At 55.8% G+C, this 19,963-nt stretch carries 20 protein-coding genes and 1 tRNA gene; 7 read left to right on the top strand and 14 right to left on the bottom strand.

Annotation, left to right across the window (positions count from 1 at the left end; genetic code table 11):
- Nucleotides 1-4 precede the first annotated feature (4 nt).
- The 5 genes from rimM to GRI36_RS07660 all read right to left on the bottom strand — a co-directional run bounded on the left by rimM (nt 5) and on the right by GRI36_RS07660 (nt 3,165).
- Nucleotides 5-511 carry a ribosome maturation factor RimM gene (gene rimM, locus GRI36_RS07680; protein WP_160597925.1) on the bottom strand — a complete coding sequence of 169 codons (507 nt, stop codon included), beginning with the start codon at nt 509-511 and terminating at the stop codon, nt 5-7.
- Nucleotides 512-516: 5 nt separating this feature from the next.
- The gene (gene rpsP / locus GRI36_RS07675) at nt 517-1,029 is read right to left on the bottom strand and encodes a 30S ribosomal protein S16 (RefSeq protein ID WP_160597924.1); all 513 of its coding nucleotides are present in this window, start codon (nt 1,027-1,029) and stop codon (nt 517-519) included.
- Nucleotides 1,030-1,088: 59 nt separating this feature from the next.
- Nucleotides 1,089-2,537 carry a signal recognition particle protein gene (ffh, locus tag GRI36_RS07670; protein ID WP_160599126.1) on the bottom strand — a complete coding sequence of 483 codons (1,449 nt, stop codon included), beginning with the start codon at nt 2,535-2,537 and terminating at the stop codon, nt 1,089-1,091.
- A gap of 132 nt (nt 2,538-2,669) precedes the next feature.
- Nucleotides 2,670-2,745: transfer RNA gene (locus GRI36_RS07665), tRNA-Ala, on the bottom strand.
- Nucleotides 2,746-2,835: 90 nt separating this feature from the next.
- Nucleotides 2,836-3,165, bottom strand: coding sequence for a TIGR02300 family protein (locus tag GRI36_RS07660; protein ID WP_160597923.1), 330 nt, complete (start codon nt 3,163-3,165; stop codon nt 2,836-2,838).
- A 227-nt stretch (nt 3,166-3,392) separates the two neighbouring features.
- Here GRI36_RS07660 and aroA point away from each other — a divergent pair, with 227 nt between their 5' ends.
- From aroA to GRI36_RS07630, 6 genes are all read left to right on the top strand, one after another.
- The gene (aroA, locus tag GRI36_RS07655; protein ID WP_160599125.1) at nt 3,393-4,688 is read left to right on the top strand and encodes a 3-phosphoshikimate 1-carboxyvinyltransferase; all 1,296 of its coding nucleotides are present in this window, start codon (nt 3,393-3,395) and stop codon (nt 4,686-4,688) included.
- Nucleotides 4,681-4,938, top strand: coding sequence for a CBU_0592 family membrane protein (locus GRI36_RS07650; RefSeq protein ID WP_160597922.1), 258 nt, complete (start codon nt 4,681-4,683; stop codon nt 4,936-4,938). The genes aroA and GRI36_RS07650 overlap by 8 nt, the downstream gene beginning before the upstream one ends.
- Complete coding sequence (cmk, locus tag GRI36_RS07645) at nt 4,935-5,552, top strand: (d)CMP kinase (RefSeq protein WP_160597921.1); 618 nt, start codon at nt 4,935-4,937, stop codon at nt 5,550-5,552. The genes GRI36_RS07650 and cmk overlap by 4 nt, the downstream gene beginning before the upstream one ends.
- A 225-nt stretch (nt 5,553-5,777) precedes the next feature.
- Nucleotides 5,778-7,487 carry a 30S ribosomal protein S1 gene (gene rpsA, locus GRI36_RS07640; protein ID WP_160597920.1) on the top strand — a complete coding sequence of 570 codons (1,710 nt, stop codon included), beginning with the start codon at nt 5,778-5,780 and terminating at the stop codon, nt 7,485-7,487.
- A gap of 94 nt (nt 7,488-7,581) precedes the next feature.
- Nucleotides 7,582-8,337, top strand: coding sequence for a hydroxyacylglutathione hydrolase (gene gloB, locus GRI36_RS07635; protein ID WP_160597919.1), 756 nt, complete (start codon nt 7,582-7,584; stop codon nt 8,335-8,337).
- A gap of 5 nt (nt 8,338-8,342) precedes the next feature.
- Nucleotides 8,343-9,323: an NADPH:quinone oxidoreductase family protein gene (locus tag GRI36_RS07630; RefSeq protein WP_160597918.1), complete on the top strand. Its 981-nt coding sequence runs from the start codon at nt 8,343-8,345 to the stop codon at nt 9,321-9,323.
- A 57-nt stretch (nt 9,324-9,380) separates the two neighbouring features.
- On the opposite strand, the gene GRI36_RS07625 is transcribed toward GRI36_RS07630, so the two are convergent.
- From GRI36_RS07625 to GRI36_RS07590, 8 genes are all read right to left on the bottom strand, one after another.
- Nucleotides 9,381-9,917, bottom strand: coding sequence for a F0F1 ATP synthase subunit B family protein (locus tag GRI36_RS07625; RefSeq protein WP_160597917.1), 537 nt, complete (start codon nt 9,915-9,917; stop codon nt 9,381-9,383).
- Nucleotides 9,910-10,404, bottom strand: a complete 495-nt coding sequence (locus GRI36_RS07620) for a F0F1 ATP synthase subunit B family protein (RefSeq protein ID WP_160597916.1) — start codon at nt 10,402-10,404, stop codon at nt 9,910-9,912. Before GRI36_RS07620 ends, GRI36_RS07625 begins: the two co-directional genes overlap by 8 nt.
- Before the next feature lie 107 nt (nt 10,405-10,511).
- The gene (locus GRI36_RS07615; RefSeq protein ID WP_160597915.1) at nt 10,512-10,739 is read right to left on the bottom strand and encodes a F0F1 ATP synthase subunit C; all 228 of its coding nucleotides are present in this window, start codon (nt 10,737-10,739) and stop codon (nt 10,512-10,514) included.
- A gap of 46 nt (nt 10,740-10,785) precedes the next feature.
- Nucleotides 10,786-11,544, bottom strand: a complete 759-nt coding sequence (locus GRI36_RS07610) for a F0F1 ATP synthase subunit A (protein ID WP_160599124.1) — start codon at nt 11,542-11,544, stop codon at nt 10,786-10,788.
- Nucleotides 11,545-11,616: 72 nt separating this feature from the next.
- Complete coding sequence (locus tag GRI36_RS07605; protein WP_160597914.1) at nt 11,617-11,952, bottom strand: AtpZ/AtpI family protein; 336 nt, start codon at nt 11,950-11,952, stop codon at nt 11,617-11,619.
- Nucleotides 11,953-12,172: 220 nt separating this feature from the next.
- Nucleotides 12,173-12,568, bottom strand: coding sequence for a YdbL family protein (locus tag GRI36_RS07600; protein ID WP_160597913.1), 396 nt, complete (start codon nt 12,566-12,568; stop codon nt 12,173-12,175).
- Nucleotides 12,569-12,597: 29 nt separating this feature from the next.
- The gene (locus tag GRI36_RS07595; RefSeq protein ID WP_235902194.1) at nt 12,598-12,873 is read right to left on the bottom strand and encodes a YnbE family lipoprotein; all 276 of its coding nucleotides are present in this window, start codon (nt 12,871-12,873) and stop codon (nt 12,598-12,600) included.
- Nucleotides 12,870-16,154, bottom strand: a complete 3,285-nt coding sequence (locus GRI36_RS07590; RefSeq protein WP_160597912.1) for an intermembrane phospholipid transport protein YdbH family protein — start codon at nt 16,152-16,154, stop codon at nt 12,870-12,872. Before GRI36_RS07590 ends, GRI36_RS07595 begins: the two co-directional genes overlap by 4 nt.
- 66 nt (nt 16,155-16,220) lie before the next feature.
- Between GRI36_RS07590 and radC the strand changes: the two genes are divergently transcribed.
- A complete protein-coding gene (gene radC, locus GRI36_RS07585; RefSeq protein WP_160597911.1) occupies nt 16,221-16,919 on the top strand; it encodes a RadC family protein in 699 nt (232 codons plus the stop codon).
- A 13-nt stretch (nt 16,920-16,932) separates the two neighbouring features.
- Here the strand turns inward: radC and GRI36_RS07580 are convergent, their stop codons facing one another.
- Nucleotides 16,933-19,725, bottom strand: a complete 2,793-nt coding sequence (locus tag GRI36_RS07580) for a DUF3857 domain-containing protein (protein WP_160597910.1) — start codon at nt 19,723-19,725, stop codon at nt 16,933-16,935.
- Nucleotides 19,726-19,963 lie beyond the last annotated feature (238 nt).

Here is a 19,963-nt window from a genome sequence, read left to right as displayed (position 1 = left end):
GCCGCTAACCTTCGGCGAAGTCGGCGTTTACCACAAGGCGTTTGTCGTCCCATTCGATAACTGCGGCCTCGTTCATCGGGATCATGAACTTTTTGCCCGGCTTGCCATCAACCGGTGGCCGTTCGATTTCGATCACATCCTGCGCGCCGAAATTTTCGACTGCGCAAATCGTGCCGAGCGGCTCGCCCGTTTCGGACACTGCGGCAAGGCCCAGCAGATCGGCGTGGTAATATTCGCCCTCGCCCAGTTCGGGAAGCAAACTGCTCGGGATAGTCAGCAAAGTGCTGCGCAGACGCTCAGCGCCGTTGCGGTCAGTAACTTCGGCAAAGCGGGCCACCGCGCCGCCCTTATTATCGTCGCGAATTTTGGTGAGGGTCAGCGCGCCCTCGTTGAAGCTTTTATATTGTTTCAGCATGGCAATGCCATCGCCGAACAGCTTCAGACGGACTTCGCCCGTCACGCCAACCGCGCCAGAGACGGCAGCAAGAGTGACGGGCTTGTCGTGAGCCAAAGGTCTTAGCCTTCAGCCTTATCTTCGGTAGCTTCAGCAGCAGGCGCTTCTTCGGCGGCGGCTTCTGGTGCAGCTTCTTCGGCTGGAGCTTCGGGAGCGGCTTCTTCCTTAGGAGCTTCGGCTGCAGCTTTTGCGGCTTCCTTGGCTTCTTCTTCAGCTGCCTTCTTGGCTTCTTCAGCTGCAGTCGCTTTTTCAGCCTTTTCTTCGGCGCGTTCGGTGGCTTTCTCGCCCGGCTTTGCTTTGTTCGGGTTGTTGCGCGGTGCTCGCTCAAGAATTCCGGCTTTGTCGAGGAAGCGCGCTACGCGGTCCGAAGGCTTTGCGCCAACGCCAAGCCAGTAACGAACGCGGTCTTCGTTCAAGTTTACGCGGCCATCATCGTCCTTGGCCAGCAGTGGGTTATACATGCCGATCTGCTCAAGATACTTACCGTCGCGTGGGCTGCGAACGTCGGCTGCAACGATGCGGTAATAAGGGCGCTTTTTCGCGCCGCCACGTGAAAGACGAAGTGCAATTGCCATGATGTATTCCTTTTCTAAGTCAAATATATGAATTTGTTGAATTTAATTTAGGGTGAAAATTATCTCTTCTTGGGTCCGCCGAGGCCGGGGAGACCGGGCGGTAGGCCGCCTGCTCCACCACCCATTCCTCCGGGTCCGCCGAGGCCGGGCATCGCTGCGCCCATGCCGCCTTTTCCGAACATAGCGCCGAGCCCTTTCAGGCCGCCCATTTTCTTGATCTGCTTCATCGCACGGCTCATTTCCTGATACATTTTCAGGAGCCGGTTTACATCTTGAACTTCCTTACCTGCTCCCGCGGCGATGCGCCGCTTGCGTTTCGCATTGAGCAATGCAGGATTGGCGCGCTCCTTCGGCGTCATGGAGCCAATCAGCGCGTCCATATGGACCAGAACCTTGTCATCCATCCCGCTATTCGCCAGCGCCGCCTTGGCTTTCTTCATGCCCGGCAGCATTCCGGCGAGCATTCCAAGGCCGCCCATATTATTCATTTGCTGAAGCTGTGTGCGCAAGTCGTTCAGGTCAAACTGACCCTTCGCCATGCGCTTCGCCATTGCTTCGGCGTCTTCTTCGTTGATTGTCGCAGCGGCTTTTTCAACCAGCGATACGACATCACCCATGCCCAATATGCGGTCAGCGACCCGTTTGGGATGGAACGCCTCAAGCGCGTCAAGCTTTTCGCCCGTACCAGCAAATTTGATCGGCTTGCCGGTGACGTGGCGCATCGACAGTGCAGCACCGCCGCGCGCATCGCCGTCCATCCGCGTCAGAATTACGCCGGTAAGCGGAACTTCATCGGTGAAACTTTTCGCGACATTGACCGCATCCTGGCCGGTCAGGCTGTCGACCACCAGCAAGACTTCCTGCGGAGCCGAAATTGCCGAGACAGCCTTCATTTCGGCCATCAGTGCTTCATCGACATGCAGGCGGCCTGCTGTATCGAGCAGCAGCACGTCAATCGCTTGCAGCTTCGCCGATTCCACCGCGCGCCGCGCGATATCGACGGGCTGCTGGCCCTGCACAATCGGCAAGGTGAGGCAGTCAATCTGCTCGCCCAGCACTTTGAGTTGCTCTTGCGCCGCCGGGCGGTTTACGTCGAGCGACGCCATCATGGCCTTCTTGCCATGCTTCTCACGGATGAATTTAGCGAGTTTGGCGGTCGATGTGGTTTTACCAGAGCCTTGCAAACCAACCATCATGATCACAACTGGCGGCTTCGCCTCCAGATCGAGACCGACGGTTTCTTCGCCGCCGAGCATTTCGACCAGTTCGTCGCTGACGATCTTGATGACTTGCTGGCCGGGAGTAACCGATTTCAGCACGTCTGCACCGATGGCTCTTTCGGTTACCGCATCAATGAAGCGGCGGACAACCGGAAGCGCCACATCGGCTTCTAGCAACGCAATGCGGACTTCTCGCATCGCATCGCGTACATCTTGTTCGCGAAGCGCGCCACGACCGCGCAGGCCGTCGAACACACCACCAAGGCGATCTGACAGACTGTCGAACATAGTCACGCTCCTCATGCTGTTTCTCCCTAGATAGGGATTCCCAACTTCAAATGCCAAAAACGCCGGCGAACGAAACCTCGTTGGCCAGCGTGCGGGTTTCAAAAGCGAAAGCCGACTTTGATTAAGTTTCGATGGTGGAGCCTAGCGGGATCGAACCGCTGACCTCAACACTGCCAGTGTTGCGCTCTCCCAGCTGAGCTAAGGCCCCAAAGCCATCGATGTAAGCCGCACCTGAATGCGGAGGGACGCCCTTTATTCAGGACGCCCCCATAATGCAAGAACGATATTAGCTAAGACATCAACTCTCTGGAGCTTCGTCGTCGCCTTTGCCCTTGGATACGGCCATGTCTTCATTGTCATCGCCAAGGTCGACGTCAGAATCAGGACGGTTCTCTTCTTCGTCGACATCGCTCAGATCATCATCGTCGTCAGCGGCAAGGTCGCTATCGGCAGCGCCCTTCTTCTTCTCGTCTTCAAACGGGATAGGCTGCTTGGTCTTGAGAACCGGCTCCGGCTCCCATTCTTCACCGCATTCAATGCAGGTCGCAGGCTCGGACTTGCCGAGATCGTAAAAGCGGGTGCCGCATTTTGGGCAAGTACGCTTTGTGCCCCATTCTGGCTTAACCATTGTCATTCCTTGATTGCTGTCCGGACGAACCGCCCGAAGCGAAAAATTTCCATATGCTTTTTGGGATCGGCCCGCACCAAATGCAAGAGGCCTGAATCACGTGGTGGCGCGCCTTGCCATAGGGCAATGCCGCTGTCAAAGCAGCCGCGCAATAATGGCCCGCTTCCGAAAGAAAAACTGTGTCTGACACTTCACCCTCCCAGGCTACGCCCAAACGCTTCGCCGCGATGGGCCCGCTGACTGGAACAATCCGCGTTCCCGGCGACAAATCGATCAGCCACAGGGCTCTGATGTTCGGAGCGCTTGCAGTCGGCAGAACGACAATCAGCGGCTTGCTGGAGGGGCATGATGTATTGGCCACTGCAGATGCATTGCGAGCGATGGGCGCAAAGATAGAGCGCCATTCTGAAGGTGAATGGACAGTCAGCGGCGTTGGTGTTGGCGGATTACTTCAGCCTAAGACCGCGCTCGATATGGGCAATAGCGGCACTTCCACGCGGCTACTGATGGGCCTCGTCGCAAGCCACGGCATCACTGCTGCGTTTACTGGTGATGCCAGCCTATCGGGCCGCCCGATGGGCCGCGTGATCGAACCGCTCAGCCGGATGGGTACCTCTTTCGAGGCAAGCCCGGGCGGAACCTTGCCCCTGATGATGACTGGTAGTTTGCCTGCAGTGCCGATTACCTACCGACTGCCTGTCGCCAGCGCGCAGGTAAAAAGCGCAATTCTTCTCGCCGGCCTCAACACCCCCGGCATCACTACGGTAATAGAACCCGTGCCAACACGCGACCATTCGGAACGGATGCTCAAGGGCTTCGGCGCAGATTTGTGGGTCGAGGAAACAGACGGCGAACGGGTAATCCACATCCGCGGAGAAGCGGATTTGTCGCCGCAGAATATCACCGTGCCCGGCGATCCCTCCTCCGCAGCCTTCTTCATCGTCGCGGCCCTGCTGGTCGAAGGCAGCGATCTGACTATCGAAAATGTAGGAATGAACGATACGCGCGCAGGTTTGGTCAGCGTCCTGCAATTAATGGGCGGCAATATCGAATTGCTCAATGAACGGGAAGTCGGCGGCGAACCCGTTGCAGATCTGCGCGTCCGCCATTCGCAATTACGCGGAATCGAGGTCGATTCTGCCATTGCGCCCAGCATGATCGACGAATTTCCTGTGCTGTTCGTTGCGGCTGCTTTGGCCAAGGGCACGACCATCACCAACGGCCTCGAAGAATTGCGGGTAAAGGAAAGTGATCGATTAACGGCAATGGCCCAGGCGTTAACACTGGCCGGAGCAAATGTGACCGAGACCGAAGACGGCCTGATCATCCAAGGCACCAACGGTAAGCCCCTGGCAGGCACTACGGGTGAGCCAGTCACGACGCATCTCGACCACCGCATCGCAATGAGCATGGCCGTGGCCGGTCTGGTCAGCAGCGCGGGCATAGAAGTCGATGACACGCGGCCAATTGCAACCAGCTTCCCGATATTTGAGGCTCTACTAGAGCAATCGACCAATGCCTGAACTCGATATCTACACATTGATCGGCTTCGTCGGCATGGCGTGCATCATCAGCGCCTACGCATATCAAACCATCAGCCAGACCCCCAACCCATTCATCCAGCACGGCACCAATCTGTTAGGGGCCGCATTGCTGACAGTGTCACTGCTAGTGCATATGAATTTGCCCTCCTTGGTTTTGGAAGGATTCTGGGCGGCAATAGCGATATACGGACTAGTGAAGGCATTCGCCGCCCGGAGGGTAGAACAATGATTATTGCTGTCGATGGCCCTACTGCGTCTGGCAAAGGCACCATTTCCAAAAGGCTAGCTGCGCATTTTGGTTTGCCGCATCTCGATACTGGATTGCTTTACCGCGCAGTCGGACGACAGGTGATCTTGGCTGGCGGTGATCCTGACCGGCCACAGGATGCGCTGGCGGCAGTTGATTTTCCCGCTGAACTGCTCGACGAACCGGTTCTGCGCGACGAGGCGACCGGCAGTCTTGCAAGCCGTGCGTCTGTCCATCCTGCTGTCCGAAAAGCCCTGTTCGAGCGGCAACGTGCCTTTGCCTTGCAAGATGGAGGAGCGGTGCTTGACGGGCGCGATATCGGCACGGTCATTGCACCCGATGCCGACGTGAAGCTGTTTATCACGGCCAGCGTTGAAGCGCGCGCGCAGCGGCGCTTCAAGGAAATGCAGCAGCGCGGCTCGTCCATCACCCTGACCGAAATCGAAGCAGACCTGCGTCGCCGTGACGAGCGCGATACGAACCGCACAGACGCGCCGCTAATCGCTGCAAGCGATGCCTATGTTATCGACACCTCAGTGCTGGATATCGAGGAAGCTTTTGCTGCAGCTTTGGAGGCCATTAATCAGGCGAGCTGAGACAAGCCCTCACACGCCGCTATTTTCTTGCAATTCGTGCCGCCCTGCCCTAGGCGCGCCTCCGTCTGACAGGAGCAATCTTTGATGGCCTTCACCGTGGCATTCGGCCCGGTGGAGAGTTTCGGCCCTCTTGGCCCGCAATGGCAATCCCGCCAGAGCGGAGAAAAGACCCCGGGATACAACCTGGCGGCCGGTCTAAATACAATATTAGGAAAACCCTAACCTATGGCAACATCAGCCAATCCAACGCGCTCGGATTTTGAAGCGCTTCTTAACGAACAACTCGGTGGTGCAGAAGACGGTGGCTTTGAAGGCCGCGTCGTTAAAGGCACTGTTACCGCGATTGAAAACGGCAAGGCCGTTGTCGATGTAGGCCTGAAAAGCGAAGGCCGCATTGATCTTAAAGAATTTGCACGCGGAGATGGCGAGCATGGTCTGACAGTCGGCGATGAAGTCGAAGTCTATGTTGACCGTGTCGAAAACTCCGACGGTGAAGCAATGCTCAGCCGCGACCGCGCACGCCGCGAAGCAGCTTGGGACAAGCTAGAAAACGAATTCGGTGAAAGCGCCCGCGTAAATGGCCGCATCTTCGGCCGCGTCAAAGGCGGCTTCACTGTCGATCTCGACGGCGCCGTTGCGTTCCTTCCCGGTTCGCAAGTCGATATCCGCCCTGTGCGCGATATTACCCCGCTGATGGATATCGAACAGCCGTTCCAAATCCTCAAAATGGATCGCCGCCGCGGCAACATCGTTGTTTCGCGTCGCTCGATCCTCGAAGAAACCCGCGCAGAACAGCGTAGCGAGTTGATCGGTGATCTGGCTGAAGGTCAGGTTATTGACGGCGTGGTCAAGAACATCACCGATTACGGTGCGTTCGTTGATCTGGGCGGCATTGACGGCCTGCTCCATGTCACCGACATGAGCTACAAGCGTGTCAATCACCCAAGCGAAGTGATCGAAATCGGTCAGACCGTGACCGTTCAAATCGTACGCATCAACAGCGAAACCCAGCGCATCAGCCTTGGCATGAAGCAGCTTGAAAGCGATCCATGGGATGGCGTTGGCGCGAAATATCCGGTTGGCGCAAAGCTGACAGGTACTGTTACCAACATCACCGAATATGGCGCATTTGTGGAACTGGAAGCAGGCATCGAAGGCCTCGTCCACGTTTCCGAAATGAGCTGGACCAAGAAAAACGTCCACCCCGGCAAGATCGTTTCGACATCGCAAGAAGTTGAAGTCATGGTCCTCGAAGTGGACTCCGAAAAGCGCCGCATCTCGCTCGGCCTCAAGCAGGCTCAGGGCAATCCTTGGGAAGAGTTCGCTGCGAACAATCCAGTTGGCACAACCGTCACCGGCGAAGTCAAGAATGCGACCGAATTCGGTCTGTTCATCGGCCTCTCGGGAGACGTGGACGGAATGGTTCACATGTCCGACATCGCTTGGGGTATCTCCGGCGAAGACGCACTTGCGCTGCACCGTAAGGGTGAAGAAGTCCAAGCTGTTGTTCTGGATGTCGACACCGACAAGGAACGCATCAGCCTTGGTATGAAGCAGCTTGAAAAAGGTGCTCCATCTGCCGAAGGTGCTGCTGGCGCAGCCGGCGTCAAGCGCGGCGACGTTGTCACCGTCACCATCCTCGAAGTTCGCGATGGCGGCCTCGAAGTTCAGGTTGGCGAAGATGGCGCAACCGGCTTTGTTAAGCGTTCGGATCTCGGACGCGACCGTGACGAGCAGCGTCCTGACCGGTTCCAAACCGGCTCCAAGGTCGACGTTATGGTCACCGGTTTCGACCGCTCCAAGAAGCCAAACTTCTCGATTAAGGCGCGTCAAATCGCCGAAGAGAAGGAAGCAGTGCAACAGTTCGGTTCATCCGATTCGGGCGCATCGCTGGGCGACATTCTTGGCGCAGCGCTGAAGGGCAAAGAAGACTAAGTCTTTCCTCAACTTCTAAGCATTCAGGAAGGCCCGCCGCTCGAAAGAGTTGGTGGGCCTTTCCTCTTATGGCAGCAGAGGTTACAATCAACCTATGCTAGAAATCCATCAGTTCCCGTGCCTGTCCGACAATTACGGATATCTTGTCCATGACCCTGCGAGCGGCCAGACCACTTGCATCGATACTCCCGACGCGGATGAGTATCTGAACCAGGCCCAGACCAAGGGGTGGACCATCACCCACATCTGGAACACCCATTGGCATCCCGACCATGCTGGCGGAAACGATGCGATCAAGGCGGCCACCGGCTGCATTGTGATTGCTCCTGCCGAAGTCGAAAGGATTGCCAAGCCCGATCAAGTGATCGCCCATGGCGACACTGTCTCGCTTGGGGCATTCACGGCTGATGTGATTGATGTTGGCGGCCACACCAATGGCCACATTGCCTTCCATATACCCGAAGCGAGCGTGGCCTTTGTCGGCGACGCTGTATTCGCGCTCGGTTGCGGACGAATGTTTGAGGGTACGCCGGAGCAATTCTGGGCAAGCCTGGAGCGGATTAAAGCCCTTCCCTCGCAAACTATGCTCTATTGTGCGCATGAATATACGCAGGCCAATGCCAAGTTTGCGATGCATGCCGATCCGGAAAACTCCGCTCTTGCGGACTATGCGGCAGAGATTGAACGCAAGCGTGCCACAGGCACTCCAACTGTGCCAACCCGGCTTGAGCGGGAACTCGCGACCAATCCATTCCTTCGAGCTGACAATCCTGCTCTGATGGCCAAATGGGGCGGACAGACGCCGATCGAAACATTTGCCGCATTGCGGGCCGGTAAAGACAACTTCTAAGTCCTATGCAGGCCTTACAAGTCACATCGCTCAGCCCTGATCTGTCAGGTTGCGAACTGATTGTTGCGCCGATGCCTGTGCGCAAGACCGGAGAGGTGTTGGTCAGGGTTCGTGCTGCATCGCTCAACTTTCCCGATTTGCTGATGACCCGGGGCGATTATCAATTCAAACCGCAACCACCCTTTATCGCCGGAATGGAACTGGCAGGTGAAGTCGTCGAGGCTGATGAAGATAGCGGCTTTGCAATCGGTGAACGCGTCATGGGCGGAGCCAAAACCGGCAGTATGGCTGGATTTGCATCCGTTCCGGCCCGCAATTTGAAACGAGCACCTGATGCTTTAAGCTTCTCCCAAGCCGCTGCGCTCGGTGCCGCCTATACGACCGCATATACGGCATTGATCGAACAAGGCGGGATGGAAGCTGGCCAATGGGTCTTGGTGCATGGGGCAAGCGGCGGAGTCGCCTTGGCAGCGGTTGATCTGGCAAAGGCCTTGGGCGCGAGAGTCATCGCAGCCTCCGGTTCGCCGGGAAAACTTGAGCGGATCGCCGGGCTTTATGCGCCCGATGCCGTCATCCATTCCCAAGGCAGGTTCCGCGAACAAGTCGCCGATATCACCGGCGGCACATTATGCGATCTTGTCTGCGACCCAGTAGGGGGCGATATCTTCGATGAAAGCTCCCGCTGCGTAACATTTGGCGGCAAATTGTTGGTGGTAGGTTTTGCCGGTGGCCGCATTGCCGAGATTGCCACCAACATTCCCCTGATAAAGGGTTTTTCAGTCGTCGGCATCCGAGCGGGCGAATATGCTCGCCGTTTCCCGGATCGCGGCAAGCGGATTGCCGATGAAGTCTCGCGTCTTGCCGATGAGGGTCTGATTGTGCCCGCAATCGACCGGATATTGCCGCTGTCACAATGGCGCGAAGGTTTTGAGGCAATGGCTGGGCGGGAACTCGTAGGCAAACTGGTTTTCAAACCGGAAAGCTGACCAAAAAAAAGGCGGCCTCAAGGACCGCCTTTTTGAAATTCTGTACAAGCCTGCTGCTTACATGCCAGCAATAATCTCATCAGCAAGCATCGCATCAGCGGCATTGGTATGCTTCTTCGCAATCAATTCTTCCGCAGCGGCGGTCGCCGCCATTGCAGCACGGTTGCGGACATCGTCCACAGCGTCGCGTTCAGCGGCTGCGATCTTGTCTTCCGCCATTTTCTTGCGGCGGGCGATCATGGCTTTGCTGTCTTCTTCAGCCTTCTCGAGAATGCCATCGGCTTCCTTGCGGGCGTTCTCCATCATCGATTCTGCATCTTTTTCTGCGCCTGCGATTTTGGCGGAATATTCATTGCGAAGCGCCTCTGCTTCGGCACGTAAGGCTTTCGCTTCGTCCAACTGCAGTCGGATAGCGGCGATCTTGTTATCCAGACCACCAACAATCATGCCGGGGACTTTCTTCCACAACATTACCAGCACCAGCACCGTCATCGCCAACGAGACATAAAATGTCGGGTCGAGACCGAACAGTGTTGGGCCAGCTGGCGCTTCGCCTTCGGCTCCTGAGGCTAGGATCAGCAACGAATTATACATTGGCCATAGCCTTCTTCACCGCTGTCTTCGCACTTGCCGCAGTTACTTTCACGCCAGCCAAACGGCCGACGATGTCCTGTGCAGCTTCGGCAGCAACCGCTTCGACTTCGGTCAAGGCCGACGTACGGGCTTCGGCAATTTCTGCTTCAGCCGTCATCAGCTTTGCATCAATACGCTTCTGTGCTGCAGCCAGCTTTTTCTCGCTTTTCGCGGCGCCTTCGGCCTTCGCCTGACCGACCAAAGCTTGAGCAGATGCACGATTTTCATTCTCGCGCTTGCGCCATGCTTCCTCTTCCTCGTCGGCTTTGTCGCGTGCTGCTTGTGCTGCAGCGAGGTCGCCAGCGATCTGGTCATCGCGTTGCGAGACCGTTTCCATGACGCGCGGAACCATTCCGCGGCCAACAACGAAGAAGACAAACCCAAAGGTCACCAGCAACCAGAATATCTGGCTGGACCAAGTTTCCAAGATTTGAGCTATCTGAGGCATAGGATCAGGTCCCGGGGTTCAAGCAAGAGAGTGCGTTCAAGCGATCAAAGTATGGGCAAAATTTGGGTGACCCGGCAAAAACCGGGTCACACCGAAAATCAAGCGCCTTAAGCGACGAAGATCAGGATCATCGCAACGACGAACGACAGCAGGCCGAGAAGTTCGGCAGCCGCGAAGCCGATGAACAGACGGCCCTGCTGGCCATCTGCAGCGCCTGGATTGCGCAGAGCGCTTTCAAGGAAAGAACCAAATACATTACCCACACCGATGGCGGCCATGCCGGCACCGATTGCAGCGAGACCGGCACCGATCAGTTTTGCAGCTTCTGCGTCCATTGTAATATTCCTTTTTCGTGTAATTCTAAGTGGTTGTCTAGATAACTTAGTGAAGATGCTCTGCGTCGTTGATATACAACGAGGTTAGCAGGGCGAAAACATATGCCTGAATACCAGCAACCAGAATTTCCAGTGCGCTGATACCAATCATCAGGATGAAACTTGGGATACCGACAAGCGCGGCGAATTCCGGGCCGGCATTACTTCCGTCAATCACGAAGGATGACAGAACTTTCAGCAAAACGTGCCCGGCCATCATCGCAACAAACAACCGCAGCGCGAGGCTGAACGGACGCACGAGGAAGGAGATCAACTCGATCGGGAAGATGATCGGGATCATCGGCAACGGGGTGCCGTGCGGGACAAACAGGCTGAAGAACTTGATGCCGTGCTTCCAGAAACCGACAACCAAAACGATCGCAAAGCTGATAATCGCAAGAACGCCGGTCACCGTGAAGTGGCTCGTGAAAGTAAACGGGTGAAGCCCGATCAAACCAATCGGCATTAGGCCGAGGATATTGGCGAACAGGATGAACATAAACAGGCTGAAGATATAGGGCACATATTTGCGCCCTTCCTTGCCAATATTTGCCTCCAGCATATCGTCGATAAAGCCGGTGAAATATTCCACCGTCATCTGCCAACGACCAGGAACAAGCTCTCGCTTCATTCCGCCTGCGACAAAAATCGTCAGCAGAATGGTCGTAATCGCCATCCACATCGCACTGTTGGTAAAGGCGATATTGAATCCGGCCAATTCCCACGTATCCGAACCCAACAGGGGTTCGATGTGGAATTGGTGCATCGGATCGACTTTGCCTTCTTCGGCTGCCACGTTGAAATCGTCCCTATGACAATTGAGATTTACAAAACCGGTCTATTCGCCCTGCGGCGGATCACCAGATTGCGTACTCGCCATCTTGAAAATGTTTCTGAAAGCGACGGCTATCCCGAGGAACAACATCACCAACAGACCCCAAGGCGATGAACCGGCGAAATAATCAATCGTTCCGCCAATCACCAAACCACCGAGAATCCCGCCAAGCAAATCAGCAAGAACCCGGTTTCCGCTGCGATAGTTCGCATCAGTAGCCTTCACTTGCGACCGGTTACGCTCACTTTCACGCTCTCGTGCAGCTTTAAGCCGCGCTTCGAGCGCATCAATGCGCGCATCCTCGGCGATAGGTTCCCGTGCGGGCTTCTCGTCGCTCATGCCGTTATCCTCCATAAAGGGGTTCCTTAATTGAGGCTACGCGGCACGGGCAAATGAGCTGCCCGCCGAGGGCGAGCACCCCTTAGGCGGGGGGTATTGGCAAGTCAACCGGCCCTGCGCCGCATTGCAACATTTTTAAGCACATTACGGGGCAAGACTTTGGACCAGGCTATGGACGGCGGCCTAAGCCGGATCAGCACACTTTAAGCCAATCCGAGAATTACGGACAGCGACTGTCGCGCATTGGTGGCGCACTTGTGCGAGTTTGCCAGCTACCATCTGGTGCCTGATATTTTTCACCCGGTACGGTGCGCGATATCGCGAGGCAACCCGAGGTCATTGCATATTCCTCGACTGTCGCCTTTTCAGCGGCAGCCCGCTCTGCATAAACCGCGCGCCGTTGGATATTGATATTATCTACCAATCGCTTCAGCGCAGGCGTTTCTGCGCCAACAATGCCAAGGTAGCCGTCCATTTTTTCGCCGACCTGACCGGCTGAACGGGCCGCAGCGTAGGCTGGATCACGTTGGGCATAAGCGACACCGACCATACCGCTAACCGCCATGGCTGCAGCGGCGATTGCCAATATGGTTTTCTTCAAAATTGTCTGTGCCATTTCGGGCTCCTTAGGCGAAGCTTCTGAAATCAGAAGATATCCGCGTTTTCTTCAATTGTGTTGCCCGCGTCTTCTGCAAGGCGGTAAATCACTTCCTGCCTGATATTGATGTTGAGTTCGATTACTATCGGCTCCGACGGTGCATTCACGTTGATGCACCCTGCCAAAGCCAGCGAACCCGCCAGCAATATCGCTGCCGATCGGCAACGCCCCCCATGCCCTGGATTTCTGCTTTTCACTGCATTCCCTCGCATGTCGGGAATTGTTGCAACCAAGTAACGGGAGGTCAATTCGGGTGAAGTCATGGCACTTCCTCGCTGTCTGAAGTCTGAATGGAGAGTTCATCGGGCTTTATCGCCGGACCCTCCGGTTTTAGGATTTCCGGCAGTTCCTGCTGCGGATTTGTAATCGGAATTTTTGGATCAATGCCTGACGGTACAAACCGCGTTCCGTCATCCACCAATAGCCCCAAACTCCGCGGATCTTTAACAGTCGACGGGTCATAGATGGACTTCATCGTCGATATTAGCCGGTAGAATGGAGCACGTATATTAACGTTGAGCCTGATCGGCAGATCAGCAATTTGACGCGTGATAAAGTTCTGCTTGGTCCCTTCACCTTGCTTCACCCCATCAAACCGCACTCTGGTTATGATATCGCCAGTAAGGGCACCGTCCATCTGCATGCTCATCGACAGATAATCGAGGCTACGCAATGTAGCGAAGGTGTAATTGGCAATTGCCGAGAGGTCTTCATACGTCAGCTCGCCCACATAGGAGACATTTCCTCCGGGAGCGCGAGATTGCAACACGCCGCCCTCAATTCGCCCATCCCCGTTTTCCGAAAAGATGATCGGCAATTCACCATCAAATATCCCCGTCGCGGCAAGATTGCCGATTTCCAGACTTTCTACAAACAGAGCCGAATCGAGGCCGGTCACTTCAAGAATGTAGCTGCGGCTTTCCGAAACACCGAAATTCAAATTGACCGGCCTGAGGCGCAAAGTGCCGCCCATGAATGGCCATTCGCCGCCCACGACATCGAGCAGAACACCTTCACGAAGGTTGAACCCGATCACGCCGTCATTTACCTCGATGCCGGGATTTATCGACGCAACCCGAACAGATTGATTGGGCACGGTTGTCAGGCTGATAAGATCGGTAAATTCTACCGTTCCCGACGCGCCTTTTACCGGCCCGAATGCCGCAGCAAAATCCAAAGATTCCGAAGAAAATGCACCGGAGCTGCTAACACTTTCAGAATTCCAGTCGATCCGCCCGGTCCCTGTCACAACACCCTCAACATTGGCTACGACACCCAGCGCAAGCGGAGTTAGCTGGTCTAGCAACAACTGATCGTCAAACCGCAAGCCATCAACTCTGAGGTCGGCAAAACCTGTTCCGGTCGATAAATTGTGCAAGATTGCAACATCGCTGACTTCGCGGCCCAGGCCTGGCACGCGCAATGTCGCATCTGCGGTCACGACATTGTCGTCGAGTGTCAGCGACGCTCCATTGGCCTCCAAGGGTTCGAACCTCACTTCAGTCTGCCTATCGACCAGCCGGAAAGCAGCATCATCAATTTGAAAAATACCGCCTGCGTATGTCCACACGCCAGTCGTTTCTTTCAAATCCAGCGGAATCGCCGCGAGTGATATGTCGGCGCCGCTAAATTCGCCCGCGATATCCCCTGCACCGCCATCGCCGCCGCCATCACCAAATTTCGCGAGCACATCGGAAATGACAAAGCTGCTGGCATCGGCTTGCGGGCCGAGCGCAATTTCAAGCTGTCTGGCTGTGGCGATTCCAGGATATGCAACGCCGACCGGACCGCTCTTGATTGCGATAGGGGTACCTGCGAGCGTGCCCGCCAGATCAAGTTGCGCAATTCCGGCGGCTATCTGCAAACCCGCTCCGGATTGCCTGACAATCGCCGAACCGCGCGCTGGACAGATGGTGACATTGCGGCTGTTCAATTCAAGATTGGCAAAGGCGAGGCCATCGAATCCGATATTGGTGCAATTGCGCCAAACCGACAGTCCCGCAGATCGGCTCCATTCACCGTTTAAAGGGAGCCGCAAACCGCGAGTATAGCCACCCGGTAGCGAGCCGGTGGCCGTAACCTGTCCGGCAAAGTTGATCGCACCCTCCCGGTTTTGGGTAAGCAGCATTTCGGGAATGGCAATCCGGCTGTCTGCGGCTGCATATTCTTCCATTTTCAGACGGAACAAGGATTTCCCACCTCCTTCACGCTCCATCCTGCCAACTATTTTTGGAAGATTGCTCCCGCCAACCCGGAAATTGCCCGATAGTCTGGGAGCCGCGTTAGCCCGCTGCGAATATTGAAGCTGCGATAGATTCAGCAAGTTCGTCCCATTCGCACCCTTTAGTGTTCCTTGCGGCACGACCAATGATAGCAAGGCACCGGATTGGCGAACTGTGAAATCCGCGGCAAAATCGGTCGACCTGACCTCGTCCGCAACTGCTTTGCGCAATTTGGCCAGCAATGGTGCTGCAAGGGTATCCCGAGATGCTGATTCGAGCGATGCCAACTGACTGTCTATATCAGCGCCCGGTGTCATGCCTTCGCCCGAAGCGCTGCCACGAAGCTCCAAATCGGCAAGATCGGTGCCGCTGCGCAGCGACCCGTCCAGCGCAAACGCATTGGCCGTAAACTGATCCGAGGCAATGGAACTTGCGCCAAGATCAAATGTGGACATGATACGGCTATCCGCGACAGCAAAATTTACGTCCCCACTCAAACCACTCGCCACGATGCCATAGAGATTAAGGCCTGACGCCTTTAGATTGGTGCTGGACTCCACCTTCGAAAAATCATTAGCAAGCGTCACTCGCGCCTGAGCATCCAGTTTGTTCACTCGGCCTGCATATTGTGGGCACTCGACATTGGCAGAACGGATCGGTCCCGACCAAATTATCTTCTCAGTCTCCAGCGTAAGATCGCCGTAGAGTGTGGTGCGGCCAATCTTGCACTCGGGTAAATCGAGTCGCGGCGCGATTGCGGCGATTTTTCCGGCAAATCCGCCATCAAGCCGCCCCTGCCCGTCCAACTTCAAACCGACAGGCCCGAAATCGCTCTCTATCAATCCGCGCCCGTCGACCATTTCAATGTCGAGCGCGGGGAAACCAGCCTCTTCGGTGGAATCGTCAAACAGCACCTTGTCCAAACTGCCGAAGCTCAACTGACCGTCTTTATAGGACCCAAACAGCCGTGGCTTAACCACCGTAAGGCGGCCGATTTCGGGAATGCCGAAGCCGTAAACCAACGCCACTTCGATGCGTTCAATTGTCAGATCAGGGTGATCTGGATCGCCGACGACGATATTTTCCAGCACTTGCCTCTCAGGCGAAATTTCTGACACTTCATAAGTTACCGGCAGATCGAGCGATTGAAGCTGTTCGCCAATCAGATCGCGCGCGATTTGTTCGCGCTGGATCCATCCGACAATGACCGCGCCCAGAAGCAGGACAAGCAACAGCAGACCCGCACGGCGCAGCGCCATGGGCCAACTGCGCGGCTGGGAGCCTGCGTCTTCTTCCGCTATCTGGTCATGGAGCGACGCCATCCAAAGTCACTTGCGCGTAAGCCGCCAGAAAGGCAATGAAGACTTGCATCCAGGACAGGACCCAAATTGCCGCAAGCGGACGAAAACAAACGGAAACATGGCGGCGCTGGTCACCGCTCCCGGCTCCGCGAAAGGCTGCTGTGCGGCGGCGCAGAGGCGCTCGCCGATTATGAAGTGCTCGAATATTTACTATTTGCCGCAATCAAACAGGGCGACACCAAGCCTGCCGCCAAGGCGCTCATCGACCGCTTCGGATCGCTCGCCGGGGTACTCAATGCCGATGCAGGCGCATTGCAGCGCGTGCCCGGCGTTGGTGAAACAAGCGCAGCCGCGCTTAAAAGCGTTGCTCTCGCGGCACGGCGCATGGCGCGTAGCGAGGTCTCTCAAAAGCCGGTGCTGGGAAGTTGGCAGGCCCTGCTCGATTATCTGACAATCGACATGGCACATCTGACGGTCGAGCGCGTGCGTGTGCTGTATCTTAACGCGCAAAATCGCTTGGTTCTGGACCATCATGTTGGGGACGGATCAATCGACGAGGCCGCCATTCACCCGCGCGAAGTTATTCGCCAAGGGCTGGACATCGGCGCGACTGCGCTGATACTCGTGCACAATCACCCCAGCGGAAATCCTGAACCTAGCCGCGCCGACATCCAGATCACCAACAGGATTGCTGAAGCTGGCCGCCTTCTTGGCATTACAGTCCATGACCATGTGATCGTCGGCCGCGATGGGCACGTCTCGCTAAGAGCGAAGGGTCTGATTTAGCCCAAGTCCGACTTCAGGATTTAGGCTTGATCCCATAAAGAGCATAATACTCAGCCAGTTCGGGTGACTGCCGCAATGCCATTTCAACCTGACGGCGACCTTCCGATTTGCCTTGATCAAGCAGGATGATCCCGCGCAGATAGCGCGAGGCCGACATCGCAGGGCTTAGCTTTAGCGCAGCATCCAGATCTACCAAGGCACTGACCATATCGCCGCGACGATAATGGACCATGGCTCTGCTATCCAGGACTGGCGCGGGACTGCGTGCGCGCTCTACTGCGCGATTACACAGGCTGACTGCATCATCGAGTGCGACCTTGTGAATGGCCCGGTACCAGCAATCAGCATTGAGCAAAGTCGAGTTATCGGTCCGATCGCCAAGCCGTTCTGCCAGCAATTCCAATCCGCTATCAATGCTTCCTGCCAAGCCGAGGACTATCGAGCGTGCGTCAACCATTCCGTCGATTTCATCTTCTGAAACAGGCAGCAGGTCGAGGAGTGCCAGCGCACCATCAGTGTCGCCAGCCCGAGCCATCAACTGCGCTTGGTAATAAGCAGTACTGTTCTGCGGCGAGAGGTCATAGGCATGTTGAATGTCCGCAATTGCATCGCCCAATCGGCCAAGCGATTCATTCAAGCTGGCGCGATCAAGGAACAGGCTGGCAGTTGGCTCCTCTGCAATCACCGCGCTGTAATCCTCGATCGCGTTTTCGAAATCATAGACCAACCAATTAAATCGCGCACGCGCCTTTAACGGGCCAAAATCATCGTCGTCAGCTTGTTCAACAGCGTAATTATAGGCAGCCAACGCATCGGCCGTCAGTTTGGCCAACTCCGATTTGCTGCGTTCCCAGCGCCACACAGAATTGGCTGGCGCATCAAGTTCAAGATCGGCTTTAGATATCCGGAGCGCGGCCTGACGCGAAGCGGCCAAATCGGCCACTGCGATTTCACCGAGCCGGCTGATTTCTTGTTCTTCAATCCTGATGATCGCGCCGCTCTTTGAAACCTTACGCACCAGACGGGTGTTGGCATAGCTGCTGTCCAAATCTTCGATGCCGCGGAAGGTAAAGCCCTCGCCCTTGCCGGGAAGCTTTATCTCCATCGACATATGCGTTCTACTAGGCCCGTTGGTCGCCACGGGAATTTCACGCCAATTTGGCCGAACGCGATTCGGGGAAAAGCTCACTCCTTCGCCCACATTGGCGAGTGAAGTGCTGAATTTGCCTTCGTCATATGAGAATTCTGAATCGGCAACGCCTTTTACCAGTACAGTGCCAATCGCGGTTTCATCATCATATTTGAGATCGATGGTTGTGACTTGACCGGCATTGGTCATCCCGCCTCCGAAATTGCGCGTCATTTGCTTTCGAAATTCTGGGTCATCTTCATCGACAATAGCTTGCACGCCAGCGCCTTGCGCACCGGAAATTTCAATCTTTATTTCAAATAAAACGGGTAAATCAATACCAGCGGAATGGTCAAATACGACCTCCACATTGGTATCGGGATAAGGCTGTTCGCGGTCCGTCATCGGGGTCAAATCAGCCCCGGCAGATGTCAACGGCAACGCATAATGGAACGCGGGAACTTCCGCCATATTAGCCATGCGGGTAGCGGTGCTCGTACCGTCGAGCCAATAATCGACGCCATCTACCGTTGCGCGAACAATCATGTGATCGAAATTGCCGGGAATGGGCAGCAAACCGGGTAAGGCATCGCCCCCCTGAGTCGTCACCAACACTACATTTGAATCAATGCCCATCTGCTGTAGCAATGCATGCAGCAGGACCGATTTGGCTTTGCAATCGCCATATCGCTTTTCCCATGTTTCTTCAGCATTCTGCGGCAGATAATTGCCACCATCCAAACCGTTTAGCAGATAGCTTACTTGGTCCTGCACCAGCCGCACAGCAAGCTCTGTTCGCCTAAGCGGATCGGAGGCCTCCCCCATAATAAAGGCCGCTTCATTGGCAACCATGCTGTCTTTAGAAAGCTGCGCCGCGGCAGTAAAATGCGGTTCCATCACCCGTGATAATTCTTGCCAACTGGCAAAACTGCCAACTCGCAATATTGGCGGAGCCCTGAATCGCGACGGAGCGTCAGACGGCATGTCTTCACGCTTTGCAATCGGCAGGTCGATGGTCAGAAAATTATAGCCGCCCCTCGTTTCAGGCACTGGCAAAATCACGTTGGGACCAGCGGCAAATCGGGTATCAGCGCCTTCTGGCCAACTGACAATTGCACGCCCTTTGGCCACTCTGAATGGTTCGGGCGGGAGGTATTGAAACGCTTGCATTTCATCGCCAAGCGCTTGGTCGTCCACGGTGGTGCTATGGGCGACGCGCAAGACATCGCCTTCTTGCAAGCCGGGAACCGCAACGGTCGCGGTCAATTGGCCATCAAGCAGGCGCTGCTCAAGCCCCTGTTCGCGGCGTAGAACCTCGAATTCGACCCCATCAGCAATGAGATCAAGTACCTCATCACCGCGCAGAATTTCGAGTCGGTGGATGAACAGATCGCCCTTATCCGGCGACCATGTCATTTGCAGAGTGCCTTCGGATGTGAGCGCGGCGAGATTGTCGATCCGGACAGCGCGATCTTGGTAGGATTGCACGACCCCGCCATCGAGCCGGTGTTGCCAGTCAAAAAGGATTTCAGAGGGGCCGTCATCGCCGTTTGAAATATCGACCTGTGCAATTTGCACCCAGCCCGGAGCCTTCTCATAGCGCACCTCTTCGCCTGCCCAAACAGGAGTGGACGCAGCCATAATGGTGATAGCGCTGATGCCAGCGAATTTATGCATGCAATACCCTTATTGAAAACAGTCCGTCGACGTTACGAACCGCCGATGTGACGAAACATCTAATGATTACAGTCTACAGGCTGCCGGTCCGGTTACAACCGCACTTTGATCAGAATAGCTATTATTTGCCAGCCCAATAAAGCGCGTAGATATGGTTATCGGGGATTGCCCCGCATCAGGCCGCTCTGGCCCTTGCCATAGCCAGCCCATCGCCTTAGCCGCGTCCCGACAGATCAAC

The sequence above is a fragment of the Pontixanthobacter gangjinensis genome, from assembly GCF_009827545.1.
GTDB classification, from domain to species: domain Bacteria; phylum Pseudomonadota; class Alphaproteobacteria; order Sphingomonadales; family Sphingomonadaceae; genus Pontixanthobacter; species Pontixanthobacter gangjinensis.
This window is presented reverse-complemented; position numbering and strand designations above follow the sequence as displayed.

Coding starts and splice junctions, on each gene's coding strand:
- rpsP (WP_160597924.1), bottom strand. CDS start 1,029: ATGGCAATTGCACTTCGTCTTTCACGTGGCGGCGCGAAAAAGCGCCCT.
- ffh (WP_160599126.1), bottom strand. CDS start 2,537: ATGTTCGACAGTCTGTCAGATCGCCTTGGTGGTGTGTTCGACGGCCTG.
- GRI36_RS07660 (WP_160597923.1), bottom strand. CDS start 3,165: ATGGTTAAGCCAGAATGGGGCACAAAGCGTACTTGCCCAAAATGCGGC.
- aroA (WP_160599125.1), top strand. CDS start 3,393: ATGGGCCCGCTGACTGGAACAATCCGCGTTCCCGGCGACAAATCGATC.
- GRI36_RS07650 (WP_160597922.1), top strand. CDS start 4,681: ATGCCTGAACTCGATATCTACACATTGATCGGCTTCGTCGGCATGGCG.
- cmk (WP_160597921.1), top strand. CDS start 4,935: ATGATTATTGCTGTCGATGGCCCTACTGCGTCTGGCAAAGGCACCATT.
- rpsA (WP_160597920.1), top strand. CDS start 5,778: ATGGCAACATCAGCCAATCCAACGCGCTCGGATTTTGAAGCGCTTCTT.
- gloB (WP_160597919.1), top strand. CDS start 7,582: ATGCTAGAAATCCATCAGTTCCCGTGCCTGTCCGACAATTACGGATAT.
- GRI36_RS07630 (WP_160597918.1), top strand. CDS start 8,343: ATGCAGGCCTTACAAGTCACATCGCTCAGCCCTGATCTGTCAGGTTGC.
- GRI36_RS07625 (WP_160597917.1), bottom strand. CDS start 9,917: ATGTATAATTCGTTGCTGATCCTAGCCTCAGGAGCCGAAGGCGAAGCG.
- GRI36_RS07620 (WP_160597916.1), bottom strand. CDS start 10,404: ATGCCTCAGATAGCTCAAATCTTGGAAACTTGGTCCAGCCAGATATTC.
- GRI36_RS07615 (WP_160597915.1), bottom strand. CDS start 10,739: ATGGACGCAGAAGCTGCAAAACTGATCGGTGCCGGTCTCGCTGCAATC.
- GRI36_RS07610 (WP_160599124.1), bottom strand. CDS start 11,544: ATGCACCAATTCCACATCGAACCCCTGTTGGGTTCGGATACGTGGGAA.
- GRI36_RS07605 (WP_160597914.1), bottom strand. CDS start 11,952: ATGAGCGACGAGAAGCCCGCACGGGAACCTATCGCCGAGGATGCGCGC.
- GRI36_RS07600 (WP_160597913.1), bottom strand. CDS start 12,568: ATGGCACAGACAATTTTGAAGAAAACCATATTGGCAATCGCCGCTGCA.
- GRI36_RS07595 (WP_235902194.1), bottom strand. CDS start 12,873: ATGACTTCACCCGAATTGACCTCCCGTTACTTGGTTGCAACAATTCCC.
- GRI36_RS07590 (WP_160597912.1), bottom strand. CDS start 16,154: ATGGCGTCGCTCCATGACCAGATAGCGGAAGAAGACGCAGGCTCCCAG.
- GRI36_RS07580 (WP_160597910.1), bottom strand. CDS start 19,725: ATGCATAAATTCGCTGGCATCAGCGCTATCACCATTATGGCTGCGTCC.